The 18,823-nt window shown below is 46.1% G+C and carries 16 protein-coding genes; all 16 read left to right on the top strand.

The window, feature by feature from the left end; all coding sequences use genetic code 11:
• The first annotated feature begins 4 nt into the window (after window positions 1-4).
• The gene (cheA, locus tag ABDB98_RS08440) at window positions 5-2,023 is read left to right on the top strand and encodes a chemotaxis protein CheA (protein ID WP_438421932.1); all 2,019 of its coding nucleotides are present in this window, start codon (window positions 5-7) and stop codon (window positions 2,021-2,023) included.
• Between the two features lie 22 nt (window positions 2,024-2,045).
• Entirely contained in the window at window positions 2,046-2,519 is a 474-nt protein-coding gene (cheW, locus tag ABDB98_RS08445; RefSeq protein WP_016936103.1) for a chemotaxis protein CheW, read from the top strand.
• Window positions 2,520-2,534: 15 nt separating this feature from the next.
• Window positions 2,535-3,164 carry a CheY-P phosphatase CheC gene (gene cheC / locus ABDB98_RS08450; protein ID WP_014417781.1) on the top strand — a complete coding sequence of 210 codons (630 nt, stop codon included), beginning with the start codon at window positions 2,535-2,537 and terminating at the stop codon, window positions 3,162-3,164.
• A complete protein-coding gene (gene cheD, locus ABDB98_RS08455; RefSeq protein ID WP_060962780.1) occupies window positions 3,161-3,661 on the top strand; it encodes a chemoreceptor glutamine deamidase CheD in 501 nt (166 codons plus the stop codon). The genes cheC and cheD overlap by 4 nt, the downstream gene beginning before the upstream one ends.
• 26 nt (window positions 3,662-3,687) lie before the next feature.
• Window positions 3,688-4,452, top strand: a complete 765-nt coding sequence (sigD, locus tag ABDB98_RS08460; RefSeq protein ID WP_003154217.1) for an RNA polymerase sigma-28 factor SigD — start codon at window positions 3,688-3,690, stop codon at window positions 4,450-4,452.
• A gap of 27 nt (window positions 4,453-4,479) precedes the next feature.
• Window positions 4,480-4,956, top strand: coding sequence for a DUF6115 domain-containing protein (locus ABDB98_RS08465; protein ID WP_047474983.1), 477 nt, complete (start codon window positions 4,480-4,482; stop codon window positions 4,954-4,956).
• 143 nt (window positions 4,957-5,099) lie between these two features.
• The gene (gene rpsB / locus ABDB98_RS08470) at window positions 5,100-5,840 is read left to right on the top strand and encodes a 30S ribosomal protein S2 (RefSeq protein WP_007611453.1); all 741 of its coding nucleotides are present in this window, start codon (window positions 5,100-5,102) and stop codon (window positions 5,838-5,840) included.
• 99 nt (window positions 5,841-5,939) lie between these two features.
• A complete protein-coding gene (gene tsf, locus ABDB98_RS08475) occupies window positions 5,940-6,821 on the top strand; it encodes a translation elongation factor Ts (RefSeq protein WP_003154214.1) in 882 nt (293 codons plus the stop codon).
• Between the two features lie 145 nt (window positions 6,822-6,966).
• On the top strand, window positions 6,967-7,689 hold the full coding sequence (pyrH, locus tag ABDB98_RS08480) for a UMP kinase (RefSeq protein ID WP_003154213.1): 723 nt from the start codon (window positions 6,967-6,969) through the stop codon (window positions 7,687-7,689).
• 2 nt (window positions 7,690-7,691) lie between these two features.
• On the top strand, window positions 7,692-8,249 hold the full coding sequence (gene frr / locus ABDB98_RS08485; RefSeq protein ID WP_438421935.1) for a ribosome recycling factor: 558 nt from the start codon (window positions 7,692-7,694) through the stop codon (window positions 8,247-8,249).
• 125 nt (window positions 8,250-8,374) lie between these two features.
• Entirely contained in the window at window positions 8,375-9,157 is a 783-nt protein-coding gene (locus ABDB98_RS08490; protein WP_060962778.1) for an isoprenyl transferase, read from the top strand.
• A 3-nt stretch (window positions 9,158-9,160) separates the two neighbouring features.
• Entirely contained in the window at window positions 9,161-9,958 is a 798-nt protein-coding gene (locus tag ABDB98_RS08495; protein WP_438421936.1) for a phosphatidate cytidylyltransferase, read from the top strand.
• 55 nt (window positions 9,959-10,013) lie between these two features.
• Window positions 10,014-11,165 carry a 1-deoxy-D-xylulose-5-phosphate reductoisomerase gene (gene dxr / locus ABDB98_RS08500; protein WP_438421938.1) on the top strand — a complete coding sequence of 384 codons (1,152 nt, stop codon included), beginning with the start codon at window positions 10,014-10,016 and terminating at the stop codon, window positions 11,163-11,165.
• A gap of 6 nt (window positions 11,166-11,171) precedes the next feature.
• Window positions 11,172-12,440 carry an RIP metalloprotease RseP gene (gene rseP / locus ABDB98_RS08505; protein WP_438421939.1) on the top strand — a complete coding sequence of 423 codons (1,269 nt, stop codon included), beginning with the start codon at window positions 11,172-11,174 and terminating at the stop codon, window positions 12,438-12,440.
• Window positions 12,441-12,471: 31 nt separating this feature from the next.
• Window positions 12,472-14,166, top strand: a complete 1,695-nt coding sequence (locus tag ABDB98_RS08510; protein ID WP_060962776.1) for a proline--tRNA ligase — start codon at window positions 12,472-12,474, stop codon at window positions 14,164-14,166.
• Window positions 14,167-14,277: 111 nt separating this feature from the next.
• The gene (locus tag ABDB98_RS08515; protein WP_438421940.1) at window positions 14,278-18,591 is read left to right on the top strand and encodes a PolC-type DNA polymerase III; all 4,314 of its coding nucleotides are present in this window, start codon (window positions 14,278-14,280) and stop codon (window positions 18,589-18,591) included.
• Window positions 18,592-18,823 lie beyond the last annotated feature (232 nt).

Here is an 18,823-nt window from a genome sequence, read left to right on the forward strand (position 1 = left end):
TCAATTGGATATGAATCAATATTTAGATGTCTTTATTGATGAAAGTAAAGAGCACTTACAGACATGTAACGAAAAGCTGCTGCTGTTGGAAAAAGATCCGTCAGACCTTCAGATTGTGCATGACATCTTCAGAGCTGCCCATACGCTGAAAGGCATGAGCGCAACGATGGGATATACTGATCTGGCGCATTTAACTCACTTGATGGAAAATGTGCTGGACGCCATCCGCAACGGAGAGATGCCGGTCACATCAGATTGGCTGGATGTGCTGTTTGAAGCGCTGGATCATCTTGAAGAGATGGTGCAGTCCATTATTGACGGAGGAGACGGCAAACGTGATATTTCTGAAGTGAGCGCAAAACTCGATGTAAACGCGGTGCATGAGACTGCCGCTTCAGCTGAAACAGCAGAACCGCCGGCTTCAACGAAACAGGCTTCAGCTGAATGGAATTATGATGAGTTCGAACGGACGGTCATCGAAGAGGCAGAAGAGCAAGGATTCAACCGCTATGAAATAACGGTTTCCCTGAATGAAAACTGCATGCTCAAAGCCGTGCGCGTGTACATGATATTTGAAAAGCTGAATGAAGCGGGGGAAGTCGCAAAAACGATACCCGCCGCGGAAGTGCTTGAGACGGAAGATTTCGGAACGGATTTTCAGGTGTGCTTCTTGACAAAGCAGCCTGCTGAGGAAATTAAAGACCTCATCAGCGGCATTTCAGAAGTGGAGAACGTCGAAATTTCTGTCGGCGCGCCGTTAAAAACGGCCGAAAAACCGCAAGCAGCTGAACCGGTGAAGGACGTTCCGGTTAAAAAGACTGACAAGCAGCCGAACCCGCAAGCGAAAACGGAAGAACAGCCGAAGCATCACAGCGGCTCGAAAACGATTCGTGTCAACATTGAAAGACTGGATTCTTCAATGAACCTTTTTGAAGAGCTTGTCATTGACCGCGGACGTCTTGAGCAGATCGCCAAAGAGCTTGATCACAATGAATTGACTGAAACCGTTGAACGCCTGACCAGAATCTCAGGAGACCTTCAATCTATTATTCTGAATATGCGGATGGTTCCGGTAGAAACCGTCTTTAACCGTTTCCCGAGAATGATCCGCCAGCTTCAAAAGGAACTAAATAAGAAAATTGAATTGTCCATCATCGGCGCTGAAACAGAGCTTGACCGCACGGTGATTGATGAAATCGGCGATCCGCTTGTCCATTTAATCAGAAACAGCATCGATCATGGCATCGAAGCGCCTGAAGTGCGGGTGAATAAAGGAAAACCGGAATCAGGCCATGTCGTGCTTAAAGCATATCACAGCGGCAACCATGTCTTTATTGAGGTTGAAGATGACGGGGCCGGCCTGAACAGAAAGAAAATTCTCGAAAAAGCGCTTGAACGGAATGTCATCACCGAACGTGATGCCGAAACGCTTGAAGATAATGAGATTTACGAGCTTATTTTTGCTCCGGGCTTCTCGACTGCCGATCAAATTTCTGATATTTCAGGCCGGGGTGTCGGCCTGGACGTTGTGAAAAACAAACTTGAATCACTCGGCGGCTCGGTCAGTGTTAAATCTGCGGAAGGCCAGGGTTCTCTTTTCAGTATTCAGCTTCCGCTGACACTTTCAATTATATCCGTCCTTCTCATTAAACTTGAAGAAGAGACGTTTGCGATACCGATTTCTTCTATTATAGAGACGGCTGTGATTGAAAAGAAAGATATCCTGCAGACGCATGACAGAGAAGTGATTGATTTCAGAGGACAGATTGTTCCGATTGTCTACCTGAAAAAAGAATTCGGCATTACGGATTCAAAACAGGATGCGGATCAGTTCCATGTGATCGTCGTGAAAAAGGGCGATAAATCTACCGCTTTTGTCGTGGACTCTTTTATCGGCCAGCAGGAAGTCGTACTGAAATCACTCGGAGACTATTTAACGAACGTCTTTGCGATTTCCGGCGCTACGATTCTCGGAAACGGAGAAGTGGCGCTGATTATTGATTGCAATGCGCTGATCTACTAAAACGACACGAGGAGGTGCCCTTATGACTGCTGAAATCAAAACAGGTGAAAAAATGATTGTGTTTATGATAAACGGGAAAGAATACGCTATCTCAGTTTCCCAGGTGAAATCAATTGAAAAGTGGCAAAAACCGACGAGAGTCCCGGGTGTGGAACCTTATATCCGCGGTGTTATCAATCTGCGCGGGGTGATTACGCCGGTTCTTGATTTAAGAAAACGTCTGAACCAGCCTGAACAGGACATCACAGAAGAGACGCGGATTATCATTATTTCTTACCGCGACGCCGATGTCGGGTGGGTTGTGGATGAGGCTAATGACGTCATCACCGTGCATGAAAATGAAATTGAATCCGCGCCTGAAAGCCAGACAAAGGAAGCGGATGTGTGGATTAAACAGATCGTCAAGCAAGATAACAGGCTCCTCAACATTATTGATGCGCATGCGGTGCTGGATAAAGGTGCTTCTGCATCTGCATCCGGAGAGCCGAATGCTTAAAGGGGATAAGACAACATGAGTAAGTTTGAAGCGATCAAAGAAGAGCAGATGGATATTTTGCGGGAAGTCGGAAATATCGGGGCGGGTCACTCTGCCTCTGCCATGGCTCAGCTGCTGAACAGAAAGATAGATATGGAAGTGCCATTTGCGACTTTGTTGACATTTGATGAGCTCGCTGATTTTTTCGGAGGTGCCGAAACGCCGGTCGCCAGTATCTTTTTAAGAATGGAAGGCGACATGACCGGGTCTATCTTTCTCATCATGCCTTTTGATCAAGCGGAACAGTTTATCAGAGAGCTGATCGGAAATCCGGATTTTGATATTGACCAGTTGGGTGAAGATCATTTGAGTTCTTCTGCTTTACATGAGTTCGGCAATATTTTAGCAGGTTCCTATTTAACGGCATTGGCTGATTTGACGAAGCTTGAGATTTATCCGAGTGTGCCGGAAATCTCACTGGATATGTTCGGGGCGGTTATCAGTGAAGGACTGATGGAGCTCAGCCAAGTCGGGGAACATGCCATTGTCGTGGATACTTCTATTTTTGACCAAGGCAGCCGGCAGGAGCTCAAAGCCCATATGTTTATGCTTCCGGACTATGATTCTTTTGAAAAGCTCTTCGTCTCATTGGGTGCGGCTTTATGAGCCGTGCGGAAGCCGCAGTCATTAAAGTGGGGATTGCGGATGTTCAAATCGCGCGTTATCCGGATAAAATCCGGACTTCGGGACTCGGTTCATGCGTGGGACTGGTTTTATACGATAAAGACAAACAAACGGCGGGACTCGTTCACGTGATGCTGCCGGACTCCGGTTTATCGAAAACAGCGGAACTGAACCGCGCAAAATATGCGGACACCGCCGTAAAGACGACGATTGACATGCTTTTGAAAGCCGGATGCCGCAAGTTTGCCCTGAAGGCAAAGCTCGCAGGGGGAGCGGAGATGTTTAAGTTTAAAATGACAAACGATCTGATGAAAATCGGCCCAAGGAACGTAGCGGCCATTAAAGAACAGCTTTCATTGTATAACATTCCGGTCATCAGTGAAGATACCGGCGGCTCAAGCGGCCGGACGATTGAATTTGAGCCAAAGTCCTGCATGCTGCACATCCGAACTGTTAAACAAGGTGAAACAACGATTTAATTAAGGTATGAGGTAGGGGGATAACAATGCAATCCTTGAATTATGAAGATCAGGTGCTTTGGTCGCGCTGGAAAGAGTGGAAAGATCCTAAAGCCGGTGATGATTTAATGCGCCGTTACATGCCGCTGGTCACATATCATGTCGGCAGAATTTCCGTCGGACTGCCGAAGTCGGTGCATAAAGACGATCTAATGAGCCTTGGTATGCTTGGTTTATATGATGCCCTAGAAAAATTTGACCCCGGCCGGGATTTAAAATTTGATACCTATGCCTCGTTTAGAATTCGCGGTGCAATCATCGACGGGCTGCGTAAAGAAGACTGGCTGCCCAGAACTTCACGGGAGAAGACAAAAAAAGTCGAAGCGGCGATCGAAAAACTTGAACAGCGCTACCTTCGGAATGTGACGCCTTCAGAGATCGCAGAAGAACTGGGGATGACGGAGCAAGACGTAGTATCAACGATGAATGAAGGGTTTTTTGCCAATCTCTTATCAATTGATGAAAAGCTTCACGACCAGGATGACGGTGAGAATATTCAAGTGATGATCAGAGATGACAAAAATGTGCCGCCGGAAGAAAAAATCATGAAGGACGAGCTGATCGCCCAGCTTGCAGGCAAAATTCACGAGCTCTCTGAAAAAGAACAGCTTGTCGTCAGCTTATTTTATAAAGAAGAACTGACACTGACCGAAATCGGACAAGTCCTGAACCTTTCGACCTCCCGGATTTCGCAGATTCATTCAAAGGCGCTGTTTAAATTAAAGCATCTGCTTGAAAAAGTAATTCAATAATGAACTCATGGTTAGCGAGTGAAAAACATGTCAACACTATTATGGCTTTTGAGCTTTGTGCTTCACGGCATACTGCTTTATGCCGTCATTATTCTGTATACGAGGTTTTCAGCCCTCAAGGAGACGGAGCGCCAGCAGAAGAAGATTCTTGAAGAGACGGAAAACACCCTTGCTGCGTTTCTGCTTGAGTTAAAAGAAGAAAATGAAAGACTCGAAGATGCCAAAAACCGGGCTGATCAAGCGCCGGACGCAGAAGACGCGGAATCCCGGCCCGTCAAACCGCAAAAAGAGCCTGATATTCCGGATCACATGGAAAAGCTCATCAGTGCCACGGAACAGGCCGAAAGTGAGGAAAACAGCGGCGCGCATTCGTTTGAAGAGCGCGTTTCAGAATTATATGAACAGGGGCTCACTCCCGCGGAAATTGCCAAACGGATGAAGAGCGGAAAGACAGAAATCGAGCTGTTTTTAAAATTTCGCGGCAAAGCTGTAAAGGATTCTTGATTGTCGCATAAAGCTGTGTTATATTATGTCTTGGTGTTAAATACACACGCTTAACGATTTATGCAGAGGGTGCTGCAGGCGGCAGTTCTGCACAAAAATGACCTAAGCGGAGGAAAAAAACCATTTTATTAGGAGGAAATCACATGTCAGTTATTTCTATGAAACAATTGCTTGAAGCTGGTGTTCACTTCGGCCACCAAACACGCCGCTGGAACCCAAAAATGAAGCGTTACATTTTCACGGAGCGTAACGGAATCTACATCATTGACCTTCAAAAAACAGTGAAAAAAGTAGAGGAAGCTTACAACTTCACGAAAAACCTTGCTGCTGAAGGCGGAAAAATCCTTTTCGTCGGCACAAAAAAACAAGCTCAGGATTCTGTTAAAGAAGAAGCTGTACGCTCTGGCATGTACTATGTCAACCAACGCTGGTTGGGCGGTACACTGACAAACTTCGAAACAATCCAAAAACGCATTAAGCGTCTGAAAGACATCGAAAAAATGCAAGAAAACGGTACGTTTGAAGTACTTCCGAAAAAAGAAGTTGTTCAATTGAAAAAAGAATTAGAGCGTCTTGAAAAATTCCTCGGCGGAATTAAAGACATGAAGGATCTTCCTGATGCATTATTCATCATCGATCCTCGCAAAGAGCGCATCGCTGTTGCGGAAGCTCACAAATTGAACATTCCTATCATCGGAATCGTAGATACAAACTGTGATCCTGATGAAATTGATGTCGTAATCCCTGCAAACGATGACGCAATCCGCGCTGTCAAACTTCTTACTTCTAAAATGGCAGATGCAATCTTAGAAGCGAAGCAAGGCGAAGAAGAAGCGGAAGCTGCTGAAGAGACTGCACCTGAAACAGAAACGACAACTGCGTAACCTAATCAAAAGGTGATAAGAGGGACTGCCTTTTATCACCTTTTTTCAAGAAAAATGTATCTATACATATCTTGTTTACACATATAAGGAGGAATTTAAATGGCTATTACTGCACAGCAGGTAAAAGAACTGCGTCAAAAAACAGGCGCTGGTATGATGGACTGTAAAAAAGCGTTGACTGAAACTGACGGAGATATGGACAAAGCAATCGACCTTCTGAGAGAAAAAGGAATTGCGAAAGCAGCTAAAAAAGCTGACCGTATCGCTGCTGAAGGTTCTACTCTTATTAAAACTGACGGCAACAAAGGCGTTATCTTAGAAGTAAACTCTGAAACTGACTTCGTTGCGAAAAACGAAGGCTTCAAAGAGCTTCTGAACACGCTTGCTGACCATCTTCTTGCAAACGCTCCTGCTGACCTTGAAGAAGCAATGGGACAAAAGATGGAAAACGGTTCTACTGTTGAAGAATACATCACAAGCAACGTTGCTAAAATCGGAGAGAAAATCACTCTTCGCCGTTTTGCTGTTCTTACAAAAGAAGACAGCGAAGCGTTCGGTGCTTACCTTCACATGGGTGGCCGCATCGGCGTATTATCTGTTCTTAGCGGAACAACTGACGAAGATCTTGCAAAAGACATCGCCATGCATGTTGCAGCGGTAAACCCTCGTTACATTTCACGCGACCAAGTGTCTGAAGAAGAAGCTAACCACGAGCGTCAGATCCTGACTCAGCAAGCTCTTCAAGAAGGCAAACCGGAAAACATCGTAGCTAAAATGGTTGAAGGCCGTCTGAACAAATTCTTCGAAGAAATTTGCTTATTAGACCAAGCTTTCGTTAAAAACCCAGACGAAAAAGTGAAACAAGTTGTCGCTGCGAAAAACGCATCTGTTAAAACTTACGTCCGCTACGAAGTTGGAGAAGGTATTGAAAAACGCCAAGAAAACTTTGCTGAAGAAGTTATGAACCAAGTGAAAAAATAATGGCGGAAAGCCTCGGCGAATCTTTCGCGGCTTTTCAGGCAGTATAGGGGACACTACTTGTGTTCCCTATTTTTAAAACTATATTTACAAACTTTTTTTTCTCTTGCATAATAGGAAACGGCAATGTTTACACTTGGAGGTTATTATGGAAAAACCAAAATACAATCGTATCGTTTTAAAGCTTAGCGGAGAAGCGTTGGCAGGAGAACAGGGAAACGGGATTAATCCGACTGTTATCCAATCCATCGCTAAACAGGTAAAAGAAATCGCTGAGCTTGACGTCGAAGTGGCCGTAGTCGTAGGCGGCGGCAACTTATGGCGCGGAAAAACAGGCAGTGACTTAGGAATGGACCGTGCGACTGCCGATTATATGGGCATGCTTGCCACTGTCATGAACTCACTTGCCCTGCAGGACAGTCTTGAAACTCTCGGAATCCAGTCCAGAGTGCAGACATCAATTGAAATGCGTCAGGTCGCTGAACCTTACATCAGAAGAAAAGCCATCCGCCACCTGGAGAAAAAACGCGTTGTGATTTTTGCGGCGGGAACAGGAAACCCTTATTTCTCTACGGACACAACCGCAGCGCTGCGTGCCGCTGAAATCGAAGCGGATGTGATCTTAATGGCGAAAAATAATGTCGATGGTGTGTATAATGCTGATCCGAGAAAAGATGAGTCAGCCGTTAAATACGAAAAATTATCTTATCTCGATGTGTTAAAAGACGGGCTGGAAGTCATGGATTCTACGGCTTCTTCACTATGTATGGATAATGATATTCCGCTGATCGTCTTTTCTATTATGGAAGAAGGAAATATTAAGCGTGCCGTAATCGGCGAATCAATCGGAACGATCGTAAGGGGGAAATAACGTTGTCAAACGAAGTATTAACACAAACAAAAGAACGCATGGAAAAAGCGGTTGCCGCTTATTCACGGGAGTTGGCGTCAGTCCGCGCGGGACGTGCCAACCCGTCTCTATTGGATAAAGTGACAGTAGAATACTATGGTGCCCAAACACCTTTAAACCAGCTGTCTTCCATCAATGTGCCTGAAGCGCGTATGCTTGTTGTCACACCGTATGACAAAACAGCAATCGGCGATATTGAAAAAGCGATCCTGAAAGCTGATCTTGGCGTAACTCCGACAAGTGACGGCACAATTATCCGCATCGCGATCCCGGCTCTGACGGAAGAAAGACGTAAAGAACTTGTCAAAGTCGTGAAAAAATATGCGGAAGAAGCGAAAGTAGCAGTCCGTAATGTCCGCCGTGACAGCAATGATGAACTCAAGAAGCTTGAGAAAAACGGAGACATCACAGAAGACGAGCTTCGTGCTTCCAGTGAAGACGTTCAAAAGCTGACAGATGAATATGTGTCAAAAATTGACAGCATCACAAAGGACAAAGAAAAAGAAATCATGGAAGTTTAATGAAAAACTATGTACAATAGATAATGTGAAAAGACCCTCTCATGTTTACAGGGGGTTTTTTTGTTAATACTGTTGATTACATTGATCATCAGCAATGCAACCTTTTTGGGTGACGGAGGAATCTCATGCTCAACATACTCAAAAATTGGAAGAATCAGCAGAATGCGGCTTCCAACTTAGAACGGTATACAAAAGAAGACATACTGAAGGGTGAAATTCCCGCACACATCGCCATTATCATGGACGGAAACGGGCGCTGGGCTAAGAAACGCTCACTTCCGCGGATTGCCGGACATCATGAAGGAATGAAAGTGGTAAAAAGGGTGACAAAGCTCGCAAATCAGCTCGGCGTCAAAGTTCTGACGCTTTATGCGTTTTCCACGGAGAACTGGAAGCGCCCGAAGATGGAAGTCGACTTTTTAATGAAGCTTCCGGAAGAGTTTCTGAATACGTACCTTCCTGAATTGATAGAGGAAAATGTACAGGTGAAAATTATCGGAGACGAATCTGCGCTCCCTTCTCATACGTACAGGGCGATTGAGAAGGCCGTAAAAGATACAGAACAAAATGACGGGCTGATTCTCAATTTCGCTTTGAACTACGGCGGGCGCACGGAAATCGTCAATGCGGCAAAAGCATTGGCCGAACAGGTGAAAAGCGGCACGCTGAATATCGAAGACATTGATGAAACGCTCTTTTCCGGGCATTTAATGACAGAATCACTTCAGGACCCGGAGCTCCTTATCAGAACGAGCGGAGAAATCAGACTGAGCAATTTTATGCTTTGGCAGGTGGCTTACAGTGAATTTGTTTTTACAGATGTCCTGTGGCCCGATTTTAAAGAAGATCACTTTCTGCAGGCAGTGGGAGAATTTCAGCAGCGGGGCCGGAGGTTTGGCGGAATTTAGAGGATGGTGGAAATGAAACAAAGATTGTTAACGGGTGTTCTGGCAGCGGCACTATTTTTATTTTTGGTTATTTTCGGAGGATTGCCGTTCACCGTATTTGTTTACGTGATGGGAAGTATAGCGCTTTTTGAGCTTTTGCGGATGAAAAAGCTCAGATTTTTTTCTTTTCCGGGGCTGATCAGCCTCTTGCTGTTATGGCTGTATATGATGCCGGATGAGTATCATTTTTTTGACGCGAAAATGGAAGTGACGATTTTCGCCGTACTGATACTGCTCAGCTATACGGTGCTTGTGAAAAACACCTTTACGTTTGACGAAGTCGGGTTCATCGTCCTCGCGACGGTATATATCGGACTGTGTTTTCATTATTTTATTGAAATCAGAAACATTGAAACAAACGGGCTTTTGTATATCTTTTATGCCTGCGTTGTCATATGGTCAACAGACTCGGGCGCATATTTCGTCGGAAAGTCGCTCGGGAAGCGGAAGCTGTGGCCTGAAATCAGTCCCAACAAAACGGTGGAAGGGTTTCTTGGCGGTATTGCGATCGCTCTTATTTTTACGGCTGTTTTCCAGCTGTTTGCGCACCTTCCGATTTCATACCCGATTCTTTTGGTCATCACACTTGTTCTGTCTGTTTTCGGACAGATCGGGGATTTGGTTGAATCAGCGCTTAAGCGGCACTATAATGTGAAGGATTCGGGAAAAATCCTACCCGGGCACGGCGGCATTTTAGATCGATTTGACAGCTTTTTGTTTGTCATGCCGTTCTTATACTTTCTGCTTGCGCTTTTTTCATGAGAAAGGCTAATATGAAAACAAGACCGATCTGGACGCATAGAATGGGAGTGGCATTTTGAAGAATATTTGTCTTTTAGGAGCAACAGGATCAATAGGAGAGCAGACGTTAGACGTATTGCGCATGCATCAAGATCAATTCCGTCTCGTCTCGATGACTTTCGGTAAAAATGCCGAGAAAGCGATACCGTTGATCAGAACGTTTCAGCCGAAATATGTAGCAGTCGGCGACATGGATACATATCAAAAAGTGAAAGAAGCGTCTTTTTCTCATGAATGTCAAATCGGCATCGGAGAAGAAGGCCTGATTGAAGCAGCAGTCATGGATGAAGTGGATATCGTGGTCAATGCGCTGCTCGGAAGCGTCGGTTTAATTCCGACTTTGAAAGCGATTGAACAGAAAAAAACAATTGCGCTTGCAAATAAGGAAACTCTCGTCACTGCCGGGCATATAGTGAAAGGACACGCAAAACAATACGGCGTTCCTCTTCTGCCGGTCGACAGCGAACATTCCGCTATTTTTCAGGCGCTGCAAGGCGAACAGAGCAAAAATATCGAGCGTCTGATCATTACAGCATCCGGCGGCAGTTTCAGAGATAAAACGCGGCAGGAGCTTGAGTCTGTAACGATTGCCGACGCCCTTAATCACCCGAACTGGTCGATGGGCGCAAAGATTACGATTGACTCGGCTACAATGATGAATAAAGGGCTTGAAGTCATTGAAGCGCATTGGCTGTTTGACATTCCGTATGAACAGATTGACGTTGTTTTACATAAGGAGAGCATCATTCATTCGATGGTTGAATTTCACGACAGAAGCGTCATCGCCCAGCTCGGAAATCCGGACATGAGGGTGCCGATTCAATACGCGCTGACATATCCGGACCGGCTGCCTCTGCCTGAAACAAAAAGGCTTGAATTATGGGAGATCGGAAGCCTCCATTTTGCGAAAGCTGACTTTGAAAGGTTCCGCTGCTTACAATTTGCTTTTGAATCAGGTAAAATAGGGGGAACGATGCCGACGGTTTTAAATGCGGCCAATGAAGAAGCAGTTGCCGCTTTTCTTGACGGACGGATTTCGTTCTTAACGATTGAGGATCTGATTGAAAAAGCATTGAACCGCCACAGCGTAATTCAGGATCCGAGTCTTGCGGATATCCAAGAAGTGGACAAAGACACCCGGGGATACGTTAATTCAATACTCACATAAGGTGGTATGTTCGTGAATACAGTTATCGCGTTTATTATTATTTTCGGAACGCTCGTTTTCTTCCATGAGCTGGGGCATTTACTGCTCGCCCAAAGAGCGGGAATCCTTTGCCGTGAGTTTGCGATCGGCTTTGGGCCCAAAATCTTCTCATTTAAAAAGAATGAAACCGTGTATACGATCAGGCTTCTTCCGGTCGGCGGGTTCGTCCGCATGGCCGGTGAAGATCCGGAGATGATTGAAGTCAAACCGGGTTATACCGTCGGTCTTCTTTTTAATAAAGACGACGAAGTAGAAAAAGTCATCATTAATCAAAAGGAAAAATACCCCGACGCTTTAATTATCGAGGTAGAGACGGCTGATCTTGAGCACGAAATGAAGATTACCGGGTACGAGCAGGGGAAAGAAGATGAGCTGGCGGCCTTTACTGTCAGCCAGACCTCTTTTTTCATCGTAGACGCAGAAGAAGTGCAGATTGCGCCTTACAACCGTCAATTCGGGTCAAAACCCGTATGGCAGCGGATTAAGGCGATTGCTGCCGGTCCGATTATGAATTTCATCTTAGCGTATGTCATTCTCGTCATGCTTGGATTTATTCAGGGCGTGCCTTCGAATCAGCCTGAGCTCGGGAAGCTGACAGACAATGGACGTGCTGCGGCTGCCGGTTTACAAGAAGGCGACTATATACAGAGCATTAACGGTGAAAAAATGCGGTCATGGACTGACATCGTGACAGCGGTAAAAGACAATCCCGGGAAAAAAATCGATGTCGCCGTCAAGCGGGACGGCAAATCGTTTCATATCTCGGTTACTCCTGAAGCCGTAAAAGATGAAAACAAAAAAACAATCGGCCGCTTCGGCTCTTATGCGCCGACTGAAAAAGGCGCGTTCGCAGCGATCGCTTACGGCGCGACATCTACGGTTGATGTCACAAAGGCGATCCTGACCAACTTAAGCAAAATCGTGACAGGCCAGTTTAAGCTTGATATGCTTTCGGGTCCTGTGGGGATTTATGATATGACGGATCAGGTTGCAAAAACCGGCATCATCAATCTATTCCAATTTGCGGCATTTTTAAGCATCAACCTTGGAATCGTCAACCTGCTGCCGATCCCGGCGCTTGACGGCGGACGGCTGCTGTTTTTATTCATTGAAGCAATCCGCGGTAAGCCGATTAACCGTGACAAGGAAGCATTTGTCGTATTTATCGGCGTAGCTTTCTTAATGCTTCTTATGCTGGTTGTCACATGGAACGATATCCAGCGTTTATTCTTATAATTGACTAGTAAAAAATCAGAGGTGCGAAGACATGAGACAAAGTTTGACGCTTATTCCGACCCTGAGAGAAGTGCCGGCTGATGCTGAAGCAAAAAGCCATAAGCTTCTGCTGAGAGCGGGATTTATCAGACAAAATACGAGCGGGGTTTACAGCTACATGCCCCTTGCTTACAGGGTCATTCAAAACATTCAGAAGATCGTGCGTGAAGAAATGGAAAAAATCAACGCGGTGGAAATGCTGATGCCGGCACTTCAGCAGGCTGAAACATGGCAGGAATCAGGCAGATGGTATACGTACGGGCCTGAATTGATGCGTCTGAAAGACCGTCACGGCCGTGAATTTGCTTTAGGTGCGACACATGAAGAAGTCATTACTTCTCTTGTGCGCGACGAGGTGAAATCTTATAAGCGTCTGCCGCTCACTCTTTACCAGATCCAGTCTAAATTCAGAGATGAAAAACGCCCGCGTTTCGGGTTATTGCGGGGCCGCGAATTTATCATGAAAGATGCGTATTCTTTCCATGCCTCTGAAGAAAGCCTGGAGGAAACATACCAAAACATGTACGGCGCATACAGCAGCATTTTCGCACGGTGCGAATTAAACGTCCGTCCCGTTATCGCTGACTCAGGCGCAATGGGCGGAAAAGACACGCATGAATTTATGGCTCTTTCCGAAATAGGGGAAGACACCATCGCTTATTCCGATGAATCCTCTTACGCGGCCAACACGGAAATGGCCGAAGTTGTCATGAAAAGCGAGCCTTCCAATGAAAAACCCGAGGCGCTGGAGAAAATTGATACGCCGAATGTTAAAAGCATTGAAGAGCTGGCTTCTTTCCTTCAGATTGAACCGAGCGCCTGCATCAAATCCATGCTGTTTAAAGCGGATGACCGATTTGTTCTCGTGTTAGTAAGGGGCGATCATGAGGTCAATGACGTAAAAGTGAAAAACCTTCTGAACGCGGAAGCGGTTGAGCTTGCGTCTCATGAAGAGGTAGCGGAGAAGCTTGGCACGGAGCCGGGATTTGCAGGGCCGATCGGAGCTGCCGGCGACATTGAGATTTATGCCGACCAGGCTGTGAAAGTCATGGTAAACGCCGTAAGCGGCGCGAATGAAAAAGACCGCCATTACCGAAACGTAAACATCGAACGCGATGCGTCCGTAAAAGCATATGCCGATCTTCGAATCATTCAGGAAGGCGATCCGTCACCTGACGGAAAAGGCACGATCCGTTTCGCTGAAGGAATTGAGGTCGGACAAGTCTTTAAGCTCGGTACGCGTTACTCTGAAGCGATGAATGCGACATACCTTGATGAAAACGGGCGTGCGCAGCCGATGCTGATGGGATGTTACGGAATCGGCGTATCAAGAACGCTTTCAGCAATCGCCGAACAGCACCACGACGAAAAAGGCCTGATCTGGCCGAAAAGCGTTGCTCCGTATGATCTTCATATTTTGGCGCTGAATATGAAAAACGAAGCGCAAAAAGAGCTTGCCGAGCAGCTATACGGTAAATTCCAAGCCGAAGGTTATGAAGTGTTATACGATGACCGCGCTGAACGCGCAGGCGTGAAATTTGCTGACTCTGACCTGATCGGCCTTCCGATCCGCATCACTGTCGGTAAACGTGCAGATGAAGGCATCGTAGAAGTAAAAATCCGCAAAACCGGTGAATCTGCCGAAGTTTCAGTGGATGAGCTTTCTGAATTTATCAAGACGAAGTAATCACCATAACGAATCGTACAAAATCATGTTAAAATAGAGAAAAAAGAAGGTACCTCATCACCTGCGGAGGTACCTTCACTTATGATGTTTTAAGGGAGGGATACTGTCTGAATGGAACAGTTATCAGTAAACAGAAGACAGTTTCAGATTCTTCTTCAGCAGCTTAATATGACAGATGACACCTTCATGACATACTTTGAAGACGGAGAGATTGATAAACTGACAATCCATAAAGCAGAAAAGGCCTGGCACTTTCAATTTCGCTTTAAGGCTCTTTTGCCGTATCAATTATATGACTCATTCATGATGAGATTAACACAATCGTTTGCTCACATCGCCCGGGTCACGTCGTCCATTCAAGTCATTGATCCTAGAGTGTCAGAGGAGCTTGTACAGGATTATTGGACACGCTGTATCGAAGAGCTTGAAGGAACCTCGCCGCCGATGGTGGCACTTTTGAATCAGCAGAAACCGAAGCTCAAGGGAAACAAGCTGATCGTGAAAACAAAAACAGATACAGAAGCATCGGCGCTCAAAAATAAATACAGCGCTCTGATTCAGCATAGCTATCGTCAATTCGGTTTTCCGGAACTGCAGCTGGATACCGAAACTTTCGTGTCTGACCAAGAAGTCCAGAAATTCCGCGAGCAAAAGCTTGCTGAAGATCAGGAACGGGCGATGCAGGCGCTTATCGAAATGGAGAAGAAGGAAAAAGAGGGCGATGAGGATCAAGCACCGTCCGGCCCGCTTGTCATCGGCTATCAAATTAAAGAGAACGAAGAAATCCGGACGCTTGACAGCATCATGGATGAAGAAAGAAGAATTACGGTGCAGGGATATGTGTTTGATGCTGAAACACGCGAGCTGAAAAGCGGACGCACGCTCTGCATTTTCAAAATCACCGACTATACAAACAGTATTTTAGTAAAAATGTTTGCAAGAGAAAAAGAAGACGCCGCCCTGATGAAAACACTGAAAAAGGGCATGTGGGTGAAAGCGCGGGGAAGCATCCAAAACGATACATTCGTCAGAGACCTCGTCATGATTGCAAATGACGTAAATGAAATAAAAGCCGAAACCCGTGAAGACACCGCTCCTGAAGGCGAAAAGCGGGTAGAGCTTCATCTGCATTCCCCGATGAGTCAAATGGATGCTGTAACGGGAATCGGAAAGCTTGTCGAACAGGCGAAAAAATGGGGGCATGAAGCGATTGCCTTAACTGATCATGCCGTTGTGCAGTCCTTCCCGGATGCCTATTCCGCCGCGAAAAAACACGGTATTAAAATGATTTACGGAATGGAAGCCAACATCGTAGATGACGGCGTTCCGATCGCATACAATCCCGCTCACCGTCTTCTTGAAGAGGACACATATGTCGTCTTTGACGTTGAAACGACAGGTCTGTCCGCGGTGTATGACACGATCATTGAGCTTGCCGCAGTCAAAATCAGAGGCGGAGAAATCATTGATAAATTTGAAGCGTTCGCCAATCCGCATCATCCGCTGTCAGCAACGACGATAGAGCTTACCGGGATTACGGATGACATGGTCCGCGACGCTCCCGATGTCGTTGACGTCGTCCGGGATTTTAAAGAATGGATCGGCGATGATGTACTTGTGGCTCATAACGCCAGCTTTGATATGGGATTTTTAAATGTAGCGTACAAGCGCCTTCTGAAAACGGAAAAAGCGAAAAATCCGGTCATTGATACGCTGGAACTTGCGCGTTTCCTGTATCCTGAATTTAAAAATCACCGCTTAAATACGTTATGTAAAAAGTTTGATATTGAATTAACCCAGCATCACCGTGCGGTCTTTGACGCTGAAGCAACGGGATACCTGCTGTTGAAAATGCTCAAAGACGCGGCTGAAAAAGATATTTTTTATCATGATCAGCTGAATGAGAATATGGGACAATCCAATGCTTACCAAAGATCGAGACCTTATCACGCAACATTGCTTGCCGTAAATGAGACCGGCCTGAAAAATCTGTTTAAGCTCGTGTCGATTTCTCATATTCAATATTTCTACAGAGTGCCGCGCATTCCGAGGTCACAGCTTAATAAATACAGAGAAGGCCTGTTAATCGGCTCTGCCTGTGACAGGGGAGAGGTTTTTGAAGGCATGATGCAAAAATCACCTGAAGAGGTTGAAGATATCGCATCATTCTATGACTATCTTGAAGTGCAGCCGCCGGAAGTATACAGGCACCTGCTGCAGCTTGAGCTCGTCCGGGATGAAAAAGCGCTGAAAGAAATCATCGCCAACATTACGAAGCTCGGGGAAAAATTGAATAAGCCGGTCGTTGCCACGGGAAATGTCCACTATTTAAACGATGAGGATAAAATTTACCGGAAGATCTTAATTTCTTCCCAAGGCGGCGCCAACCCGTTAAACAGGCACGAACTGCCAAAAGTGCACTTCAGAACGACAGATGAAATGCTGGAGGCTTTCTCTTTTCTGGGTGCGGAAAAAGCGAAAGAAATCGTGGTTGACAATACGCAGAAAGTCGCTTCGATGATCGAAGAGATCAAGCCGATTAAAGACGATCTGTACACGCCGAAAATTGATGGTGCTGATGAAGAAATCCGTGAAATGAGCTATCAGCGTGCGAGAAGCATTTACGGTGAGGAGCTTCCCGAAATTGTTGAAGCGAGAATAGAAAAAGAATTAAAAAGCATCATCGGCCACGGATTCGCCGTTATTTATCTCATTTCACATAAGCTTGTAAAACGGTCTTTGGATGACGGCTATCTCGTCGGCTCCCGTGGGTCCGTCGGTTCATCACTTGTGGCGACCTTAACGGAAATTACTGAAGTGAACCCGCTCGCTCCGCATTATGTGTGCCCGAGCTGCCGGTATTCCGAATTCTTTAATGACGGATCAGTCGGTTCCGGTTTTGACCTTCCGGATAAAAGCTGCCCGTCTTGCGGCACTCCTTTGAAAAAGGACGGACATGATATTCCGTTTGAAACGTTCTTAGGCTTTAAAGGTGACAAAGTACCCGATATCGATTTGAACTTCTCAGGTGAATATCAGCCGCATGCCCATAACTACACGAAAGTGCTGTTCGGGGAAGATAATGTTTATCGCGCGGGAACGATCGGCACCGTTGCGGAAAAGACGGCTTACGGATATGTGAAAGGCTATGCGGGCGACCACAACCTTCATATGCGCGGCGCGGAAATCGACCGCCTTGTACAGGGCTGCACCGGCGTTAAGAGAACGACCGGCCAGCACCCTGGGGGCATTATCGTTGTGCCGGATTACATGGATATTTACGATTTTTCACCGATTCAATTCCCCGCTGATGCGACGGGGTCTGAATGGAAAACGACTCACTTTGATTTCCACTCCATTCATGACAACCTGCTGAAGCTTGATATATTGGGGCACGATGATCCGACAGTCATCCGGATGCTTCAGGATTTAAGCGGAATTGATCCGAAGACGATTCCGACAGATGATCCGGAAGTCATGAAGATTTTCCAAGGCACAGAATCGCTCGGCGTCACTGAAGAACAGATCGGCTGTAAAACGGGGACGCTCGGCATTCCTGAATTCGGGACGCGATTTGTGCGGCAGATGCTTGAGGATACAAAGCCGACGACGTTCTCTGAGCTTGTCCAGATTTCCGGGCTTTCCCACGGAACGGACGTATGGCTCGGCAATGCACAGGAACTGATACACAACAATACGTGTGAACTGAGCGAAGTGATCGGCTGCCGTGATGACATTATGGTTTACTTGATTTATCAGGGCCTTGAGCCTTCACTGGCCTTTAAGATCATGGAATTTGTCCGTAAAGGCAAAGGCCTGACGCCGGAATGGGAAGAAGAAATGAAAAAGAACAATGTGCCGAACTGGTATATTGATTCATGCAAAAAAATCAAATACATGTTCCCGAAAGCCCACGCCGCCGCATACGTGTTAATGGCGGTGCGGATTGCATACTTTAAAGTGCATCACGCGCTTTTATATTATGCTGCGTATTTTACCGTGCGCGCAGATGACTTTGACATTGATACGATGATTAAAGGATCGACTGCCATCAGAGCGGTGATGGATGATATCAGCTCTAAAGGGCTTGATGCTTCGCCGAAGGAAAAAAACCTCCTGACCGTGTTAGAGCTTGCGCTTGAAATGTGTGAACGCGGCTATTCTTTCCAGAAGGTCGATCTATACCGCTCAAGCGCTTCGGAATTTATCATTGACGGCAACAGTCTGATTCCGCCGTTCAACTCGATTCCGGGGCTTGGAACCAATGCCGCTCTTAATATTGTAAAAGCGCGGGAAGAAGGAGAGTTCCTTTCAAAAGAAGACCTTCAAAAACGCGGAAAAGTGTCAAAAACCATATTAGAGTATTTAGACCGCCACGGCTGTCTGGAGTCGCTCCCGGATCAAAATCAGCTGTCTCTGTTTTAAGCTTTGAGCACAGCCGTCTGAGCGGAGTTTGATTTGCATTAAATATATGGTTATGGTATAGTTTTATTGGAAATGCTAACGATTACCGAGGCAAAGAGTGGGGAAACCCGCTCTTTTGTATTGAACAGGCAATTTTGCCTCGACATGTCCATCGTTTTCTCAAAGCCCCTGCTCTTTAGAAGCAGGGTTTTTATGCAGAGGAACGGCTGATATGATATCGACAGCACAAGGA

The organism is Bacillus siamensis (genome assembly GCF_051628075.1).
In the GTDB taxonomy this organism is placed as follows: domain Bacteria; phylum Bacillota; class Bacilli; order Bacillales; family Bacillaceae; genus Bacillus; species Bacillus siamensis.